Source organism: Rheinheimera sp. F8, assembly GCF_001518915.1.
Genome location: NZ_CP013656.1, coordinates 3,096,093 through 3,112,904, shown reverse-complemented (window position 1 = coordinate 3,112,904; position 16,812 = coordinate 3,096,093). Strand labels below are relative to the sequence as shown.

12 protein-coding genes are annotated in these 16,812 nt (G+C 44.6%); 2 read left to right on the top strand and 10 right to left on the bottom strand.

Annotated elements, in window-relative coordinates; translation table 11 throughout:
* Positions 1 to 10: 10 nt before the first annotated feature.
* The 7 genes from ATY27_RS13910 to ATY27_RS13880 form a co-directional block, all read right to left on the bottom strand.
* On the bottom strand, positions 11 to 658 hold the full coding sequence (locus ATY27_RS13910; RefSeq protein WP_208931232.1) for a hypothetical protein: 648 nt from the start codon (positions 656 to 658) through the stop codon (positions 11 to 13).
* A gap of 2 nt (positions 659 to 660) precedes the next feature.
* A complete protein-coding gene (locus tag ATY27_RS13905) occupies positions 661 to 1,752 on the bottom strand; it encodes an MBL fold metallo-hydrolase (protein WP_208931231.1) in 1,092 nt (363 codons plus the stop codon).
* Between the two features lie 289 nt (positions 1,753 to 2,041).
* Positions 2,042 to 3,733, bottom strand: coding sequence for a hypothetical protein (locus ATY27_RS13900; RefSeq protein ID WP_208931230.1), 1,692 nt, complete (start codon positions 3,731 to 3,733; stop codon positions 2,042 to 2,044).
* Positions 3,733 to 6,633 (bottom strand): AAA family ATPase, encoded by a 2,901-nt coding sequence (locus tag ATY27_RS13895; RefSeq protein WP_208931229.1) that lies wholly within the window; start codon positions 6,631 to 6,633, stop codon positions 3,733 to 3,735. Before ATY27_RS13895 ends, ATY27_RS13900 begins: the two co-directional genes overlap by 1 nt.
* Positions 6,634 to 6,686: 53 nt before the next feature.
* Positions 6,687 to 7,379, bottom strand: a complete 693-nt coding sequence (locus ATY27_RS13890; protein WP_208931228.1) for a hypothetical protein — start codon at positions 7,377 to 7,379, stop codon at positions 6,687 to 6,689.
* Position 7,380: 1 nt separating this feature from the next.
* Positions 7,381 to 8,283 carry a hypothetical protein gene (locus ATY27_RS13885; RefSeq protein ID WP_208931227.1) on the bottom strand — a complete coding sequence of 301 codons (903 nt, stop codon included), beginning with the start codon at positions 8,281 to 8,283 and terminating at the stop codon, positions 7,381 to 7,383.
* Positions 8,283 to 8,699: an AAA family ATPase gene (locus ATY27_RS13880; protein WP_208931226.1), complete on the bottom strand. Its 417-nt coding sequence runs from the start codon at positions 8,697 to 8,699 to the stop codon at positions 8,283 to 8,285. The genes ATY27_RS13885 and ATY27_RS13880 overlap by 1 nt, the downstream gene beginning before the upstream one ends.
* A gap of 87 nt (positions 8,700 to 8,786) precedes the next feature.
* Here ATY27_RS13880 and ATY27_RS13875 point away from each other — a divergent pair.
* Both ATY27_RS13875 and ATY27_RS13870 read left to right on the top strand, forming a co-directional pair.
* Positions 8,787 to 9,862 (top strand): IS3 family transposase gene (locus ATY27_RS13875; protein WP_208931225.1). Its coding sequence is split into 2 segments (ribosomal slippage): positions 8,787 to 9,036 and positions 9,036 to 9,862, totalling 1,077 coding nucleotides; the frame shifts between segments, so codons are not numbered across the junction.
* A 135-nt stretch (positions 9,863 to 9,997) separates the two neighbouring features.
* Positions 9,998 to 10,672 carry an SUMF1/EgtB/PvdO family nonheme iron enzyme gene (locus ATY27_RS13870; RefSeq protein ID WP_208931224.1) on the top strand — a complete coding sequence of 225 codons (675 nt, stop codon included), beginning with the start codon at positions 9,998 to 10,000 and terminating at the stop codon, positions 10,670 to 10,672.
* 52 nt (positions 10,673 to 10,724) lie between these two features.
* Here ATY27_RS13870 and ATY27_RS13865 read toward each other — a convergent pair whose 3' ends face one another.
* The 3 genes from ATY27_RS13865 to ATY27_RS13855 form a co-directional block, all read right to left on the bottom strand.
* Entirely contained in the window at positions 10,725 to 11,858 is a 1,134-nt protein-coding gene (locus tag ATY27_RS13865; protein WP_208931223.1) for a hypothetical protein, read from the bottom strand.
* Between the two features lie 44 nt (positions 11,859 to 11,902).
* A complete protein-coding gene (locus tag ATY27_RS13860) occupies positions 11,903 to 12,505 on the bottom strand; it encodes a hypothetical protein (protein ID WP_208931222.1) in 603 nt (200 codons plus the stop codon).
* A 323-nt stretch (positions 12,506 to 12,828) separates the two neighbouring features.
* Positions 12,829 to 16,791: a PEGA domain-containing protein gene (locus ATY27_RS13855; RefSeq protein WP_208931221.1), complete on the bottom strand. Its 3,963-nt coding sequence runs from the start codon at positions 16,789 to 16,791 to the stop codon at positions 12,829 to 12,831.
* Positions 16,792 to 16,812: the final 21 nt, after the last annotated feature.

Genomic DNA, 16,812 nt, shown 5'->3' with positions numbered 1-16,812 from the left:
CCCCCCTCTGCTACTGCTGACACGCACTTGGCTTAAGCAGCCACAAAACGACTGCATTTGTGACCATCCGTTTGCCGTTGTGATGCGCTGCACATCCCGCTGCCAGCACAAAGAACACCGACACTAAAAACGAAAATGGACTGAACGCAACAGCTACCGCTGGCACGGTTTGAACACCAACCGCCAGCAGTAACGCGATGAAGATCGACACCACCATACTGTCTCGCCACTGCAAAAACGCTTTATGCGCGCTCTTTACCAGAGGTGCATTTTGGTGAGGATGGTAGATATTCTGGTACCACACACGGTTTTGTTGCTCTTCCGTTACGTTTAGCTGGACCAAAGGCAGGATCTGCTGTTTCAGTCTGAGCAAGTCGATGCGCTGGTCATGTTCGGCGAGTTGCAGGAATCGGTGGCCGGGTAATGCGTTTTTTCGTCGCAAAAAGACCAACTGATGCTTAACTGACGCTGGTAGCAGGCTGCTAAACAGCGCTGCCACCAACACGATCAGACTCACCACCACCGTATCTGGCGAAAATACTTCAATTGACGACCAATCGAAACCCGGGTTCGACAATGCGTATGCAATCGATACCTGGGCAATCACCACTAAAGCAAGCGTTGGCAAATTCTGAGTTTTAAGAGAAATCCAAGCCATGGTTATACCTCCTCCTCGTAAGAGAAGTGGTATGGCTCAGGAGTTAATGACGACCAACCTGCCCGTCCAGGCGAATTGTGATAGTGCATAATGCCTTGACCACGAGTGACCAAAACCCGGGCTCCGCGATGATTAAAAGCATTCAACACCGCCTTTCTTGGGTGCTTTGGTTCGCCGGCTTTGGCAGTAGACGCTATAGCCATGACTGAACGCTGCTCACCATGCGGCACGGGCTCACCAATCAAACGGTTTAATACCGTTGGCCCAATATTGCGTTTGCTACCATGATGTGGAATTTGAATCAGCTTAAACTCGGCACCTGACTGACAGCCATCTATTTGGTCTGCAGCATGTGCTAAAGCCTGAATACCGGCATCCGCTGTGAACACCAGGCGCTTGCCATCGACAATCAGCTGGGTGATCACGCTCGAGTTGTTTTTTGCCGACGTTTGACCGTCGTCTGAAATATGGTCTTCGCCCCAGTTTGCAAAAAATTCTGTGACTTTTCGCAACGCTGATGTCAGCCAACTCTCATTGGAAACTGCCCCCTTGTCTGCTCGGGCAGGCATACCATCAAAATCAGGGATCAGTGATTCGTAATAAGACTGGCTGGGGCCCAATACTTTGACTGCCCCCGATTTATCAGTCAGCCCGGTGAATGGCTCTTTGAGCACTATACCTTTGCGGTTCGCCAGTTTAGCCAGCGACCAGGCCCGCTCTAAGTTTTGTTTTAAACGCTCGCTCAGGCTTGAATCGGTTAAACGGCCATCAGCAAACTCATCGGCTAAGTTCTGGTTATGCAGCCATGGCTGATGCAACCAAAGCTCTTTGACATCCAGCTCATTTAATAATGCTTCAAGACCGTTAATGTGGTCTTGATCCGGATGGGAACTGATGACAAGGTCAACAGTATCAGTACCAAAGTGCGTACGGATATGCTCAACCAATTCAGTGCCGGTATCGCTAAAACCGCCATCGATCACCACCACTGTTTGCTCGTCTCGGCGGCCATGCAAATTGCCAAACCGAATGGCAATGGCATCGCCACTTTTAGACTCGCTGCCTACACCTAAAAAATCTACTTCGTAACCCATTTTGTATCTCCTATGAAATGTTGGTCACAGGAGATAATTCACGAGGCATGCCATCAGATATAAGCGATATGAATCATGTAGATAGCTAGAAATTCACCATCCAAAGCCATTATAAAAGTAAAACTAATTGCCGAAATGTAATTATTAATACCACTATGTTCGGTATTACCTTCCGGAGTAATCTCAACTTAAGGTAACCAATAAAAAGAATCAGGATGGCGGTAGATTCGGGTGAGGTCTTACAGCATTTGAACCAAACTAATATCGAACTCCCTTTTTTTAAGGTTAATTAAGAGGGCGTTACGGAATTTATTTTCAGTGCCTTCCAGCCCCATTTGTCTTTTCTCTTATCGTAACTTTTTATCGCTACTCCAGATACTTGATTGCCTTTTTGAATATTGTGATGTTTGACTGTATTCGCATCGATAAAGATATTTGAGGAAGTAAACCCCAGACCAGCATCAGAAACACTGCATATTTCTTCAAAATTTTTTACCAGAGATGGATCTGCAGTAACGGACGCACGTGCAATGGTAAATACCATAAACTTGCCACCGTCCTGAGGCATTTCGCCTTTTATTGCAATAACATCACCAGTGCCTAAGTTTAAGGCTTTTAACTTTTGCTCACTGACAGAGGTCTCATATGGATTCCCTGAACTACTCATTTTAAAGATTATTCGATATTTCTTTTTATTGGGCTTGTCTTTAATAGCAAAGCTTTCAGCGACAACACCAATAAATGTCGGATGATCCCTATAAAGGACAGCCTCAGCACGGCCAGCGGCATCGGAATAAAAGGCTACGTTAGTTTTGGATGCATTTGTTTCTTGAAACCACTGTTGCTGCATAAGCTGCAGTGCTTCAGGGCTAATGTTATGACCAAGATTTTCGGCAGTACGTTTGATCTGTTCCAGCTCACATTTAGCAGCTGATAAATTACTCTTAAACAGAAACCAATGAGCTAATTTCAATCGCAGCTTTGCTACATAAAGCTCATCAGGTTTAAGTGCCAGCGCTTTGCCGTAAAAATCCATTGCTGAATCGTCTTGCAACTGCTGTTTAATATCACCTAACAGCTCCCATATCCAATACTCTGACATCTTTTTGCCAGCAATAGCGGCTACAAATTTGAAAGCATCATCAGCATAACCCAGCAATAACAACGCTTTTGCTTTGTAGTACGTTAACCAAATAGGATCGTCTGAAGTTGTTATGGCTTTTTCTAACACGGGTAACGTTTGAGAGATAAAGTTTGCGTCGCCCTGTTGTATTGCTTGTTTAAACACTTTTAACAGTAGTTTTTCGGCTAACGAAGGTGAGATTTTACCAGTTGCATCTTGGTGATAAGGCTGGAAATCCTGCTCCTGTAGATTTTCAATCCCCCAGATCCGCAAAAACGCCACTAAATTGAAGTTATCTTCTTTAGCTATCGACACAGCAATTCGCAGCATAGACGAGTGCAAAAGAGATGGCCTCTCAAGCTGTAAATTGAGATAGCTATTTAGTAATTTTTTAACTGCCTGAGTTTCTAGCTTTTCTTCTTTAAGTTTAATACTTGCAACGTGGTACTGTTCCCACCCGATTTTTTGTTTAATTCCGTGGTCATCAGGGCATAAACGAAGTGCTTCCAGGTACAAGGATAAGGCCTTTTCGTGGTCCTTTGCTTTACTGGCAACGGTAGCCTGCTCCACTATTGGTGCAGCAGCCGACCCGAGCGTTTTCACCGCTGCAACTGATTTAAGCAGTATTTCATCGTTAGGAAGGCCGATCGAATTCAACGTATTTAAATATTGACTGGTTTGATCTGGGGTATTGTGCTGTGCACTTTTTTTTATCAGATCAATCAAACACCAAGCTGCTGCACGTTGGTTCCATTCATCGTTCGGGTTTTCATCTAAAAGATGTTTGGCCATGGCAAAAGCCTGGTCTAATTCGCCCGCCTTTCTAAGTGCAAACACATCCTTGGTCGAAACACTCATTATTTAATCTCCGATGCGAACATCGCTTCTACGTCTTTACTTAAAGCGGGCGAATTAGTTTTAGAAGTTACACTGGCATAGCTTTTAATTTGTTTTTTGCTGTTATAGAAAATACTAAAAGTTGCTAATTCTTCTGCTCTTACAAAGGTATATTCTTGGCAATAGTCACGTGCTTTTACGGTCAAAACTCTAAATGATTGTCCGGCACAGCTCGCCTCTATGCGCTGATGGAAAATTTCCAAGAATGGCTCGGGCAATTCAATAGGGTTCTGATCGCATTGGATGTTCACAGCAAGAGGTCGGTCAACAAGTACATTAAGCATTGAACTAATCAGGGAGCTCGCTTCGGTGAGCTGTGCGCTCTGTATCTTTGTAACCTTATTTTTTCCAGAGTAATGCACATTGATGGTTAACTCAGTTTGCTGGAACTTAATCAGATAGCGTTCCTGATACTGTTTATGATCAATCCACAGCACCTCTGCACCAACATTCAGCAAAATTTTTTGAATTTGTTGGAATAAGGTAACCAGAAACAACTCACCAGAAGGAATACCAAAGTCTGTTGCTTGTTTTTCTAAAATGTCAGATTGTGACTCTATCGCTGCCACGACAGCAGTCTCGGAAGAAATTTCAGCCGGTTGGTTTACAGAATTCATCAATGGCATTGAGTTCGATGCTGTTGCCGAATCTAGAGTCATAGCCTTTGCAATTGATGCAGATTGACTAATCCAACCAAAGTCTTTTTGAGATGCTTTTTTGATCCCTGATCCTATCAAAATATGAGGTTCATCAAGCACAAATAACGTTTCTTTAGTACGAGTAATTGCAGTATACAGCCATCGGAAGTACGCTTGACTGAGTGTCGAAAATTGTGGGGCCTTGCATTTTACAAACACGTGCCGCCATTCACTACCTTGGGCCTTGTGCACAGTTATGGCATAACCATATTTTGCGCGCAGCGCATTAAAATATGGATCAGACATTAAGGCATCTTTGAACTCCTTCGAGCCTTCTCGAAGATGAGAATTCCGCATCTTAAAATCAACATACAGAGCTTTTTGTTGATCAGAATTTAAAGTGCCATCTTCAGAATTAAGCAAAGTTTCAATAATCTTGCATTGCAGCGAGATTACGGTATCGCTTTCTGTTCTTAACGAAAATTCAACACCACGAAATAATAAAGGAACTATTCTGGTTTCAAGCACGCCGTCATTGTTTTTTGATTTTAGCGGGATAGACCTTAATTCTGGTTGGGGATCGCAACTGCGGACATAAATAAACTCACCATTTGTAATTAAATGTCCAAATATCTCGACATTTTTCACAACGATTAGCTTATCTCTGGGCTGTAAGGAAGGGCTGTTTGGAAAAAACTCTTCCCTAATTCGATCGTTATAATGCTTCACATCAGCATTAGAACCACTAACGATAATCGCATCATTACTTACTGATTTGTAGTTACAAGCATTGAGAAAAGCCGGAACTAATTCTTCTGGTTTGATATTTTTAATGTCCGGGAATTGCAACTTAAAATCCAGTTGGTTAAACACACCTGTTGCCATCGTTTCACGGAGCATGATTGCATTCGCCATAACGCCAGAGTCGGCCTGTTGCCTTACAACTGTTGTAAGCTCATAACTCATGCAATCGACATTAAAGCGTTGTTTCAAATAATCAGCATCCAGTGCTGGTGACGTTGCCATTCCAACCGGCGGTAATTGAGCAGAATCGCCAATCACAATTAATTTTTTGCAGTGGTCATTATGATCAAGGTTAATGAATTTCATCATGTCAGTGAGCAAATAACCCGTACCAAACCTAAAAAATTCGTTTTCTTGATACGTATCTGAAATCATTGAAGATTCGTCGGAAATATAGACGGAATTATCTGGATTCTCGTTAGCGCGCAGAAGTGAATAGTATTTGAATGTTTCAGAACCATCCACACCCGGCTCTTTAAACTCGCGAATGTCTTTAAATGAATAAATGGTACGATGAATTGTAGATGCTGGACTCCCCGTTTTTTGTGCGATAACTCTTGCAGCTTTTCCGGTTGGAGCCATCAAAGTGTAGTGTCTGCCGATAGTGCGAAGATATTCGGTAAGACCCTTCGTAATAAAAGTTTTCCCTGTTCCTGCGTAGCCTTTGAGTAGAAAAACTTGTGGTTTGGGTTCACGTAAAAACTGTTCCAGAGACTGCACCAGGGCAAGCTGGTCTTCATTCAGCTCAAAATCACTATAAGCATCAACCAAAGATAAATGAGCGATGGTTGTAGATGTTTCTAGATCAAACTGTTGTGCCGCGGCATTATTTGCTGAGGCAAATTGCGCTTGTAGCGCTTCTAAATTTTGAACGGAATTGGCAAGGCGATTGATATCGGCTAAAGCCTTTACATGTTTTTCTTGCAATATTCTTAATTCTAATTGGGCTGCTTCAAGTTCAACAGAAGACGTTTTAGACTCAATCGGCATAACCGCTTCGGAGTTTGTTTGCGGCTCTTGATAGTCCGGTATCTCGCTCGCCATCTCAGGAAAATATGTACATGCAAACCACTTGGATACCAGGTAAGCCTCTTTGAGCAACCATTTCGCGTCGCTACGACTGATTTTTTTACCATGCGCAGCTTTATTCCCATTAATACGTAATGCATTAAGTTTTAGGAGAATGCCTTTTTCGACTAACTTTTCAAATTGGGGATTTGTAAGTCGTTGGTAAAAGTCGTCTTTAGACTCTAGGTTAATCCCTAGCTCATGGTAGAGATGATCAACTAATTGTTCAGAAAAACAACGCAATTTCACCAAGCATGCTTGCGGATCTTGCTCTACATACTGCTCTGCGCCTCGGGAGAAATTGTATAAATCAGTGAAGTTGTGTTGCAAAAAATCGAAATTCGAGACCATCTTCTTTCCCTGAAAAACAACTGTTGAGGGCCTTGTTTGGACCTATTTTCATATCAACGTTTAAGATACACGATTGAATTAATTGGCGCTAATAGCTGCTGATTTGATTCTGCTGGTTCTGCCTCAGATTGCTGGGCCGTTTGCTTTGAAGAGATAAGTGACTGGCAATATGCCAGCAGAGACTCTACCGGTATCACCTTATCTTTGCCTTTGTTGATTCGTTTTGGCTGGCCATTGAGATAAATGGCTAACTCCAAGGCTACCTCAGGCGTTAGTTCTTCCCGCCTGCTTTGCTCTAAAGTCTGAGTGACCCACAGCCCTGCGTCACTAATGTGACCATTGATACTTAAGTCAGTGTTTTTCACCCAGGCAACGTCAAAGTTCAGCTGATTTAGTCTGTCTAACAGCAACGCGATATCACTACGCGGCATGTATTCCAATACCCGTAAACTTTCAGCAAGCACCCACTGCCATTCCATTTTTAGACGCGCTGAAAGCTCATCTAGCGTTAACTTCAATACTACGGGAATAAACACAGTAAACCGGCTACTGGCTTCGACAGCTATCAGGGTTTTATGCCGTGAACCATAACTGTTGTCGATAATATGAACCTGCCAACACATTTGCGTGTTGTCACTAGTGACGGTGTTCACGCCTACTTGCTTGCCTGACTCGACTGGTAAACGCGGTAAATCAGCTTTAAGCCATTTGGTCAGAAAGTTTGTAGCACAGAGTTGTAAAATCATCTTAGTCTTCAGTTAAGTAGGCAGGATCAGTAGAACTGAGTTTGAAAACACATGGCACGAATGGTTGAGCATCGTTGTAATCTCGAGTTGCATTATCTACTTGTGCTCTATTCATTGTTCTCAGATTTGTACTAACAAGACGCTGTTCGTGAACTGAAGGCTCAATAAATCCCCGGTCAAAAATGACACCGCCTCTTTCAGTAAACAATAATCGCTGATGCAACTGGCCAGTACCGCCGTCATTTAGGACCAACCAGATCAAACGGATGTTGTCGGGTAATAGCCTGGTAAGTTGTTGAAAATGTGCCTCAACCAAATCTCTAGCAGCTGCTTCCTCACTGTAAATTTCAACTAAACATTGCTTAGTGCCTATTACTTCGAATAGTGAACGCAATACTGCTGTAACACCAGGTTTAGTGGGGCATGCGTAAGGGTCAACCAACCGGATTCTTGACGACGATAATAAAAGAGGCGTTACAGGCTGGATTAGAGTTAGGGCATTGCGTGGAACATCAATAGAGCCGAAAGTTTCAAAGTCTATTAACTCAAGCTGCTCCAACGATGGCAGATGCTGTGGCGGAGCATTCGTATCACTTCCGACAATACTGTAAAACGGTTTTTGGTCGTTGATTGCATGGGCGGCCTGAACCCAATTATCACCCGCATAATCTCGCCCCGATTTAACGACAGCACGATCTCTAATTGTCGTTAACAACGCGACCATTCGCTGCTTTTGAATCTGGCTTAAATTGCCGGCAAGACGCTGATCAAGTAGAGAAAGCCAATTTTTCGGGAACGCGGAAATTAATGTGCCCCGACTGAAGTCAAAACTTGATTTGAGTTGCGCCAAATTATCAAGCGAATTGACCTGTTCCGGATTTACCGCAAATTCTGCAAACAGCATCAGAACAACTCCTTGCCCCGTTCTTCAAAAAAGCCATTGGGCCATGCCGTGTCAAAATCACCATCAGAAGTGATCCCTATCGGCCTAATCCGAGTCTCACCTTCGAACACCTCACAGAAAATAATCTGGGCCAGCTTGCTATCAAGTGGCAGGCTGGCATCCTGACTCTCTCGAATACGTTTTAACAACCGTAACACCATATGCTCGCTATGCGTCTCAACCAGGAAAAGCTTATCTGCACTGTACTGATTGGTTTGAGTGAGCATTAAATCCGCAAGCTCCACTTGCCAAGCCGGATGCAAGTGAAGCTCTGGCTGTTCGATGCTGATCATCCCTACATCTGGTTTAACCGCGGCAACAACAAATGGAAAAATTTGTGATACACCTGCGCCTACTTGTGATGGCAACAACGGCATTGCACTGTTTGCGTGACCTTTCCCCCAAATTTAAGACCATGACATTGATGAGATTTCCAATAAACTGGAGCCAATGGAGATCTCAAAATGAAAAAACGTTACACCGAAGAACAAATCATCAAAGCCATCAAGCAGCATGAAGCGGGTTCTAAAGTCGAAGATCTGTGCCGCGAGATGGGCATATCAGTCGGCACCTTCTACAACTGGCGGAGCAAATACGCGGGTCTGGAAGTGAACGAAGCAAAGCGACTGAAGGAGCTTGAGACAGAGAACGCCAGACTGAAGAAGATGCTGGCCGACAAAATGCTGGAAGTTGAAGCCATGAAGGATGTGCTGTCAAAAAAGTGGTGACGCCAGCGGCAAGAAAACCTGTTGCTCAACATCTGATGGAAGCATTTCGCCTGAGCGAACGGGTGGCCTGCAAGTTGGCGGGACTGAGTCGAACTGCACTTCGGTATCAGCCAAAAACGAATGCAGATAGCAGCTTACGCCAGCGTTTAAAGTCGCTTGCCACGCTATATCCGCGTTACGGTTATCTGATGTTGCATGGACTGCTTCGCGGCGAAGGGATGGTCAAAAATCGCAAACATACCTATCGTCTTTATATCGAAGAAGGCTTGCAGGTTCGAACCAAGAAACGCAAAAAGCTGACCCGGCCGCGGCAACCGATGGAAGTGCCAACAGCAGTGAATCAGCGCTGGTCGATGGACTTTGTCTCTGACCAACTCAGTAATGGCAGGCGCTTTCGGGTATTGAATGTGGTGGATGACTATTCGCGGGAAATGGTTGGGCAACTGGTTTCGGTTTCTATCAGCGGCAGACAAGTCGCCAGATTTTTGAGTTTGCTGATTGAGCAACGTGGCAAACCTAACAAAGTGATTTGCGATAACGGCACTGAATTTACCAGCAAGGCAATGTTCTTCTGGTGCAAAGAAACTGGCGTGAGTCTGGGCTTTATTCAGCCAGGTAAACCAACACAAAACGCATTTGTTGAAAGCTTAAATGGCAAGTTCAGGAACGAGTGTTTGAACCAACACTGGTTCAGAACGATGGACGAGGCCAGATACGAAATCGATTTATGGCGCGAACACTACAACACTATTCGCCCACATAGTTCATTGAATTACATGTCGCCTGTTGAGTATGCAAAACAGGCCGCATAAGCTGGAAAATCTCATCACGGGATTGGTATTAATTCCGGGGAAAGGTCAATATTGCTTGGGGTTCTGGCTGGTTGCTCTGAACCACCGGCAAATGACACCAGAAATCATTACGAAAAGTTTGCGCCCGGCTTACAGATGGTGTCGATTGAAACAGGCAGTATGCAGGTTGGCGCGGCGGCTAAAAATTTTCAGGCTATGCCGATGAAACAAGTGCAAATCACTCGCGGTTTTATGATCTCCGCTACAGAAATCACTTTCGAGCAATATGACTTGTTTAGCAAAACAACTGGTCGCGCTTTAGTCAGTGACCGAGGGTACGGCCGCGGCAAAAAACCGGTCGTTAATGTTTCTTATGATGATGCGATGGCTTATGTTGATTGGCTGTCGGCACAAACCGGTCTGTCATTTAGCTTGCCCAGTGAGATGCAATGGCTGTGGGCGGCAACAGGCGGATTGAACCATCCACATGCAATTATAGAAAAGCTAAGCTGCCAACTGGCGAACGTATCGCTCGCAGATTGCCACTATCAACATGCCGGTGCACCACAAAAGGTAGCGAGCTACCCACCAGGCATTCACAAATTGTACGACATGAGCGGAAATGTCTGGGAGTGGACGCTGGATTGTTACAATGCGGAACTGCCGTCAGGCTTAACTGAGCACGCGTGGTTACAAGGAAACTGCGAGCGGAGAATAGTTAAAGGTGGAAGCTGGACCAGTGACGAGAAATTGGCCCATGTGCAAATGCGCCAGTCTTTTGAGGCAAAACGATACGATTTTGATATAGGTTTTCGCATTGTGTTGCACTAAAAGAAGAGGCTGCCCTCGTCAAAATGAGCGGCAGTCTCGGCTTTTTTCAAACTTATACGACAGGTTCTGCCGCGGGAACGGCAAGTGGTGCCATTGAAAATGAACTGATCAGCTGCTTATCCCCACTCTGATAATGTATCGTACTGTCGTTAATCGAGTTCAAGGTAAAACTATCGGCGCTATCAGGTATTTTGACTGTAACCGGCTTGACCAGGCTGCCATCGGCATAACAACTAGGCGCTAACAATAAATAACATCTAGGGTTAAAATTATCTTCCTGCAGGCGGACCCATAGGTGATCCTTAGTACGCCATAAATATAGCGCCAATGATTTGCCCGCTTCACCGAATACCAACTGCTCGACTGTAGCTGTTTTATCCCATAGCGACGGTATTGCAAAAACCTTTGAACATGAGTCCATCAGAAGCAATGATTCACCAGCAAGCAGGGGTTGAGTCAGGTTATTTTCGGTCAGCCGTTGATACACCAAGCTGTCATTATGCCAATACAGACGGAAATGCGGTTTACCAGATAACCGAAACAGCGCTTTAGCGTCTTGGTTCGTTGCCGGATTACGTTGAACCACATCAGCCTCAAGGTAAGAGCGGCTTTCGGGAGCAAACACCATACTATGCGGCAGATGCGTCAGCGTGGTGGTTTTTCTTGCCGTTTTGACAGGCAAACGACAATGTAAATTCGGTGCCACTAAATAATACTCAGCGCCCAAATTGGCTTGATTTACGATGAGCTTGGCTGGTAGTGCTCTTGGCACCAGATGATGTGCAATCCGTTTAAAAATCAGCGGTCTCGTATCGTGATTGCCGATTTGTTTTAAGTGCGCAATCTGCAGCTCTGTATTATCGATAACCCACTCATCGCCGTGGAGTAGAGCGTTGGCGTAAAATTGATCGGATATTTTGATGGTGAGTAACTGGTCGGTGATGATATCTGCTTCGAGTGTAAAGTGGGTTTCATTCTCAAGTGGTTGAGTTGCAACGATTTTTCCGCTGCAAACTAAAGTTACTGACTGCTTTAGTAATTCGGGATCGTTACAAAACAGCACCAACTGCTTTCTGAGCACAAAACTCTCACCTTTCTGGTTGGGGGGTGAATATTCAGGCAAAACCAAATAGTCTAATGTAAAATTGTTCAATATTTCCGCTCCCAGCAGTGCAATAAATCTCAATATAAATTAACCGCCCCCCCTTAGCATGCAATTTATTTTTTTACTTAGTTTGAATGAACTAGCACAGGTGCGAAAATTGCTTCCGTTGTAGCGGCTGAACCAGTAAGAGCTGACCTTAGATTTGCCTTTTCCTGATAAAAATGAATACTTTGCCCCAACCCCGTGAGTTGCAAAAAGTTGTCATCCCGAGATAATTTAAGACCTTCACTGCAACAAAGATCTTCGGCCGATAGCAATAACCATTGGTCCGCCCAAGCGTGTGGCCAGTGCGGTGACGTAAAACCATCCAGCATCGTTTGGTGCTTGAGAAACACCCTGGCAAACGGCTCAAACTCATCCGCCATGAGATAACGCGCCACTAACTGCTGCTGGGGTAACACCGCTTCTACCGTAGGGCCTGCCAATAGTACATACCGATACGATGAATGACCGGCATCTGCTAAAAACCGGCGTTGATGCTGCAAAAGTGGCAACTGTTTTAAAGTGCAGTAAGTATCCGGCAACTGTTGCTTTATAAAGGTGAACACTGCATTAAAAATGTCGGGCTGTAACTCGTCAAGCGCAGCCAGCTGAAAGCTTTTAACTGCACCTGTGTACCATCTTTGAAATACAGGCTCACCGGCAAAACGCTGCAACTGCCAAAACAAGGCGTTTTTTTGCTGTAATAACGCCTGCAGTTGCGCCGTTGTTTCAAATAACCAGGCGACTGTTGCGCCTGCTTGGATCACCTGCACCCGGCTCACTCGCAGCTCCTGTTATATGATCGCTTTAAGCCCCTGTTGGCGGGAAAACACTGGCCAAAGAAGTGGCTTTAAGCTATCACAGATAAGCCTGACCTTTTAATTATCTTGGTCAGAGGCCCAGAAAAAGGTTTTGACAGTCGCTAGACTACAGAGCGAGCAGACACCTAGAATACATCTGAATATGCAGCAGGATGCAGCGATAACTGATGAAACTTCGATTTATAATTTTAATAGACAATTACCGCCCGTTTGTTCCAAATCTCATTTGGACTCATTTGGGCAGGCTTTTCTTCTCCATATGAAACAACAGATAACTGCTCTTCTTTAACCCCTTTTCCAATTAAATAATTAACAACAGCCTGCGCTCTCTGCTCACCAATCAAAATATTAGCTTCTGGCGTACCCAAAGCATCAGTGTGCCCTTCAACAGATGCTCCAATATAAGGATGTGCAATTAAAAACCTTGCATGTTGATCAAGCGCCTCCCAGAAAGCGCTGCTAAAACTTGTTTCATTTCCTACAAAATATATTGTATTAACCGTCCTCAAAAAATTTAACCAACTTTTTGAGTCATCTATCGCCCCAGGCGGCAAGACAGTAACAACCAAAGATTCATGAAGAATTATAGGCTTATTTAAAACCCCCTGCTCAAACCTTGCAAACAATATGTAGTTACCACTATCCAAATCAATTGAGGACGATAACAACTGAGAAATGTTTTCGTTCTCCAAGTTCAATATAAACATATCATTCAGGTATATGCTGGTGTTTATTTTTATATTTAAATTTTTCCTAATCATATTTATTTTTATCGATTTTTCATCGGCAGTTATAACTTTGTTCACTGTCTGATAGCCAGGTGCTTCAACCTTTAGTTGGTAATACCCTGCAGGTAGTTGCAATGGCAGTGTTGTTTTTGCGTCATCGATGTAGACGGTAGCGTTTGCCGGCGCAATCACCAGATTAAGGCTGTAGCGTATTGGCTCGAGATTTATCGTTAATTGCTTGTTTGTGGTTAGACTCAGTTTTTGAGTTTGTATTTGAAAATGCTCTGCACTTGCCGTCAGTTCATATTCGCCTTTAGGCAAGGTAATGCTGTCCCCAGCCTTAAACCGCTGACTACTATTAGCACCTTTCAGTTGTAGTTGTAGCTTTGGGGTTTGACTCTGCACAGTTAGGTTGGCGGTCAGTGGCTCTAACTTTATATCTACCGGCTGGCCTGAAAAATAAATAGTTTTATTTAGCGGCTGGTAACCTTCCGCCTTTGCAACAAGTAGGTACTCGCCTTCAGGCAACCGATTGCCTACTTTTACGTGCTGTTTATTTAACTCAACCGAGGCTATAGCGGGCTGTAACGTCAACTGTAATAAATGGCTTTGCGCTGAAACCTTGACCATGCCTTGCTGTACTACAGCATTTTCACGTTGAAGTTGATAATTCAAGTTACCAGTCTCTTTGACCTGACAACGAAACGACAGAACTTGCTCAGTCGTGCCGAGCGACTGGCACCTAGTTTGCCCGACTACAAAATCGTAGCTGCCCGACTCCCAATAACTCGCCGCAATAAGTTGCACCTCTGAAGGCTCGTCGCGAACCAAAGCACTAACGACTTCTGCTCGCTCAGGTTTAAAGCGATGTTCAATCATCGGCCATGCGATAAATCCAAACCCTAAAATCGCGGCTATCGCAGTTAACCGTAATGGCCAGTTCGGAGTTAGTTTTGATGCGGGATAATAAACCAAACTATCTTGTTTCGATAACCCGGCAATAAATTGACCCCATTGTGCTAAATCAACCTTACTCAAACCGAATTGCAGTTGTGCTTGTAGGTCAATCAAGTCCCTTCTTAACCGCAATTGAGCTTGCAACCGTTCATTAAACTCACGGCCGCTGGTAACAGAAGCCATTAAATCTTGCGCCTGGTTTTGGATTGACTGATATTTGTCTCTGTTGGCGGACAGAAGCTCGTTCAGGTTTTGCAGTTCAACCAGTAAACGCTGGTAAAGATTTTGCGATAAATCCGAGTTGGCACTTTGTGCTGGCCAATTATCTTTCATCGTTGATAGCTGCTCTATCACATCTTCGGCATGAACCGTCGACAAAGGCCTTGGCTGCCATTGTGTTTGTTGGCGTAACTCAGTGAGTGGCAGCTTTGATTGCTGTATACAGATAACTGGCAAATCAATTTCATCAATATGCTGGTGCACTTCAACAAAATCATCTTTGTCCATTGCTATCTCTGCCGCGACTAGCCGTTGCTTTGCGGCATGAAGATACCTACGCGAAATTAAATACTGCTCACGTTCTTTTTTTTGTTGTTCTTGCTGATGGCGGATCAAGAGCGTGGTGGCTTGTTGCCAATCTGGCTCACGTTTTAAAGTGGTTAGCAGCGTATCAGCCCAACGCGTTTCTTGTGCCAGGTGTGCTTCGAGTTTTTCCAACTGCAGCTCGAATTGCTTTATTTGTTCATTTGCTTCGGCTAATGCCAGTTTTGCACACTGACGCGCCATTTCTTTCACATTGTGATCGGACAGCGACAGCTGTGCTAACTGCTGACCTAAATGAGTCAAAGCGTTAGTCAAGTGCTCTGATTCTTGCCAAAAATCGCAGCGACGATCTTTTAATTGTATTAAATCTGCGAAAGATTGCAGCGGATTGTCCGCCTGACTCATTTTTGCTTGAAGCGCCGTGTAATCTCGTTGCCTGATTGCGAGTAAATCTTCATACGCGGTGAGCATTTGATTTTGTTGCTGTGCGACCTCTTGCTTAGTGTCGTCTACGCTGTTTTTTAACCGAGCAAACGACTCGTGGCACAAGGTTAATTGGCTTTCAACCGCCAGCAACGAGGGCATTGTCAAGGCATTATCTAACTCAAACAAACGCTCAGCCTTGACTAGCTCAGCCAACTGCTGTTGCAGTGCAGCCAAGGCCTGATGCAAATCTGGGTCATGCTGGCGTGCCTGCAACCAATTATTTGCTGCTTCATCTGTGTCAAAGCGCTGTTGGAAAACATTTTGGTAGTTGTTGAGCGTGATGTCGAGTTGCTGCTGTGCCCCCAGTAAAGCGGCATAATCGAGCTCAATGGCGCTTAACATCAAACAAAAACTTGGCCACTGCGCATTAGGCGACTGACGTAGACGCGTGAAAACCTCGCCCACATTGTCGATGGCTAGCGATACGTCTTTAAAAGAAGCCACAACAAAATCATAATGTTGCTGTAAGCGTAGGCGCAGATCTTCTGCTTCTTCACGCGGCTTGAGCGCACGCACAAAGGCGCAGAGCGCCAGATTAAATGTATTGTTCAGTGCATCTATATCTTCAAAGCGCTGCGCAGATGCCTCAGCAAAGCCACGTAACCAAAACTGCTGCATCGGCTCAAAAAGTTTATCCAGCGCTAATCTGTCCCTATTTTCCAAATCAGGTAGTTGATGAGTCAATAAGAAAAAACTTAGCGCCACTAAACTGTAATGATCAGCGGTTGAGCAAGGTAAACCACGATGCACTTCTGGCGCGGCAAAGGGCCCTGCTACGGTGCTATAGACTGTGGTGTTGGCAGCACTGGCTTTTTCAAAATCCAGCAAGACTAACCGGACATGCTCAGGACCATGCTCCGTCACAAAGATGTTGTCTGGTTTGAGGTCCCGGTGAATAACCTGTTGGCTTTCCAGATGTTTAACCAACTTCACTAGTTTGGGCCAAATCAGCTGTAGATACTCAGCTCTTTGATGCAAACTGTCCTGAGCCGGTAACGCTGACAGCGGTTGACCATCCACAAACGCCATAATAAAAAGCGGAGGATGCGATAGTTTTAAACCATCACCATTTAACAAATCATTGGCAGGAACAACCTTAACCACTTCAGGCACAGCAACGCCGGCTCTGAACAGCCGCTGCTGTAACTCCACTTCAACAATGTGCGCGGCAATCGCAGCACGCTGCTGCTCCTCTGTTAAATCAGGTCCGTGCGCAAGCTTGAACACATAACGAGCCTCTTGCGGATGCTTAAAAGCCTTATTATCCCTTGCTTTCTTCGCTTCTTGCTCGTTTATGGCAATGACATTCTGGTTTTCAGTTAAATGCACTGTGTTTTTGTAAGTTTGAATAGGGACATATTCTGTTTCTACGTTCCCTTCTTTTACCAAAAGACGCTCAGTTTGCGACCATAACACCAGATCTGATTGATAGGTCATCTGTCGGCATCCGTCATATCG

Excerpts from the sequence above, each read along its gene's own strand:
- ATY27_RS13905 (WP_208931231.1), bottom strand. The coding sequence starts at position 1,752 with ATGGGTTACGAAGTAGATTTTTTAGGTGTAGGCAGCGAGTCTAAAAGT.
- ATY27_RS13890 (WP_208931228.1), bottom strand. The coding sequence starts at position 7,379 with ATGATTTTACAACTCTGTGCTACAAACTTTCTGACCAAATGGCTTAAA.
- ATY27_RS13870 (WP_208931224.1), top strand. The coding sequence starts at position 9,998 with ATGGTGTCGATTGAAACAGGCAGTATGCAGGTTGGCGCGGCGGCTAAA.
- ATY27_RS13900 (WP_208931230.1), bottom strand. The coding sequence starts at position 3,733 with ATGAGTGTTTCGACCAAGGATGTGTTTGCACTTAGAAAGGCGGGCGAA.
- ATY27_RS13885 (WP_208931227.1), bottom strand. The coding sequence starts at position 8,283 with ATGCTGTTTGCAGAATTTGCGGTAAATCCGGAACAGGTCAATTCGCTT.
- ATY27_RS13895 (WP_208931229.1), bottom strand. The coding sequence starts at position 6,633 with ATGGTCTCGAATTTCGATTTTTTGCAACACAACTTCACTGATTTATAC.
- ATY27_RS13880 (WP_208931226.1), bottom strand. The coding sequence starts at position 8,699 with ATGCCGTTGTTGCCATCACAAGTAGGCGCAGGTGTATCACAAATTTTT.
- ATY27_RS13910 (WP_208931232.1), bottom strand. The coding sequence starts at position 658 with ATGGCTTGGATTTCTCTTAAAACTCAGAATTTGCCAACGCTTGCTTTA.
- ATY27_RS13855 (WP_208931221.1), bottom strand. The coding sequence starts at position 16,791 with ATGACCTATCAATCAGATCTGGTGTTATGGTCGCAAACTGAGCGTCTT.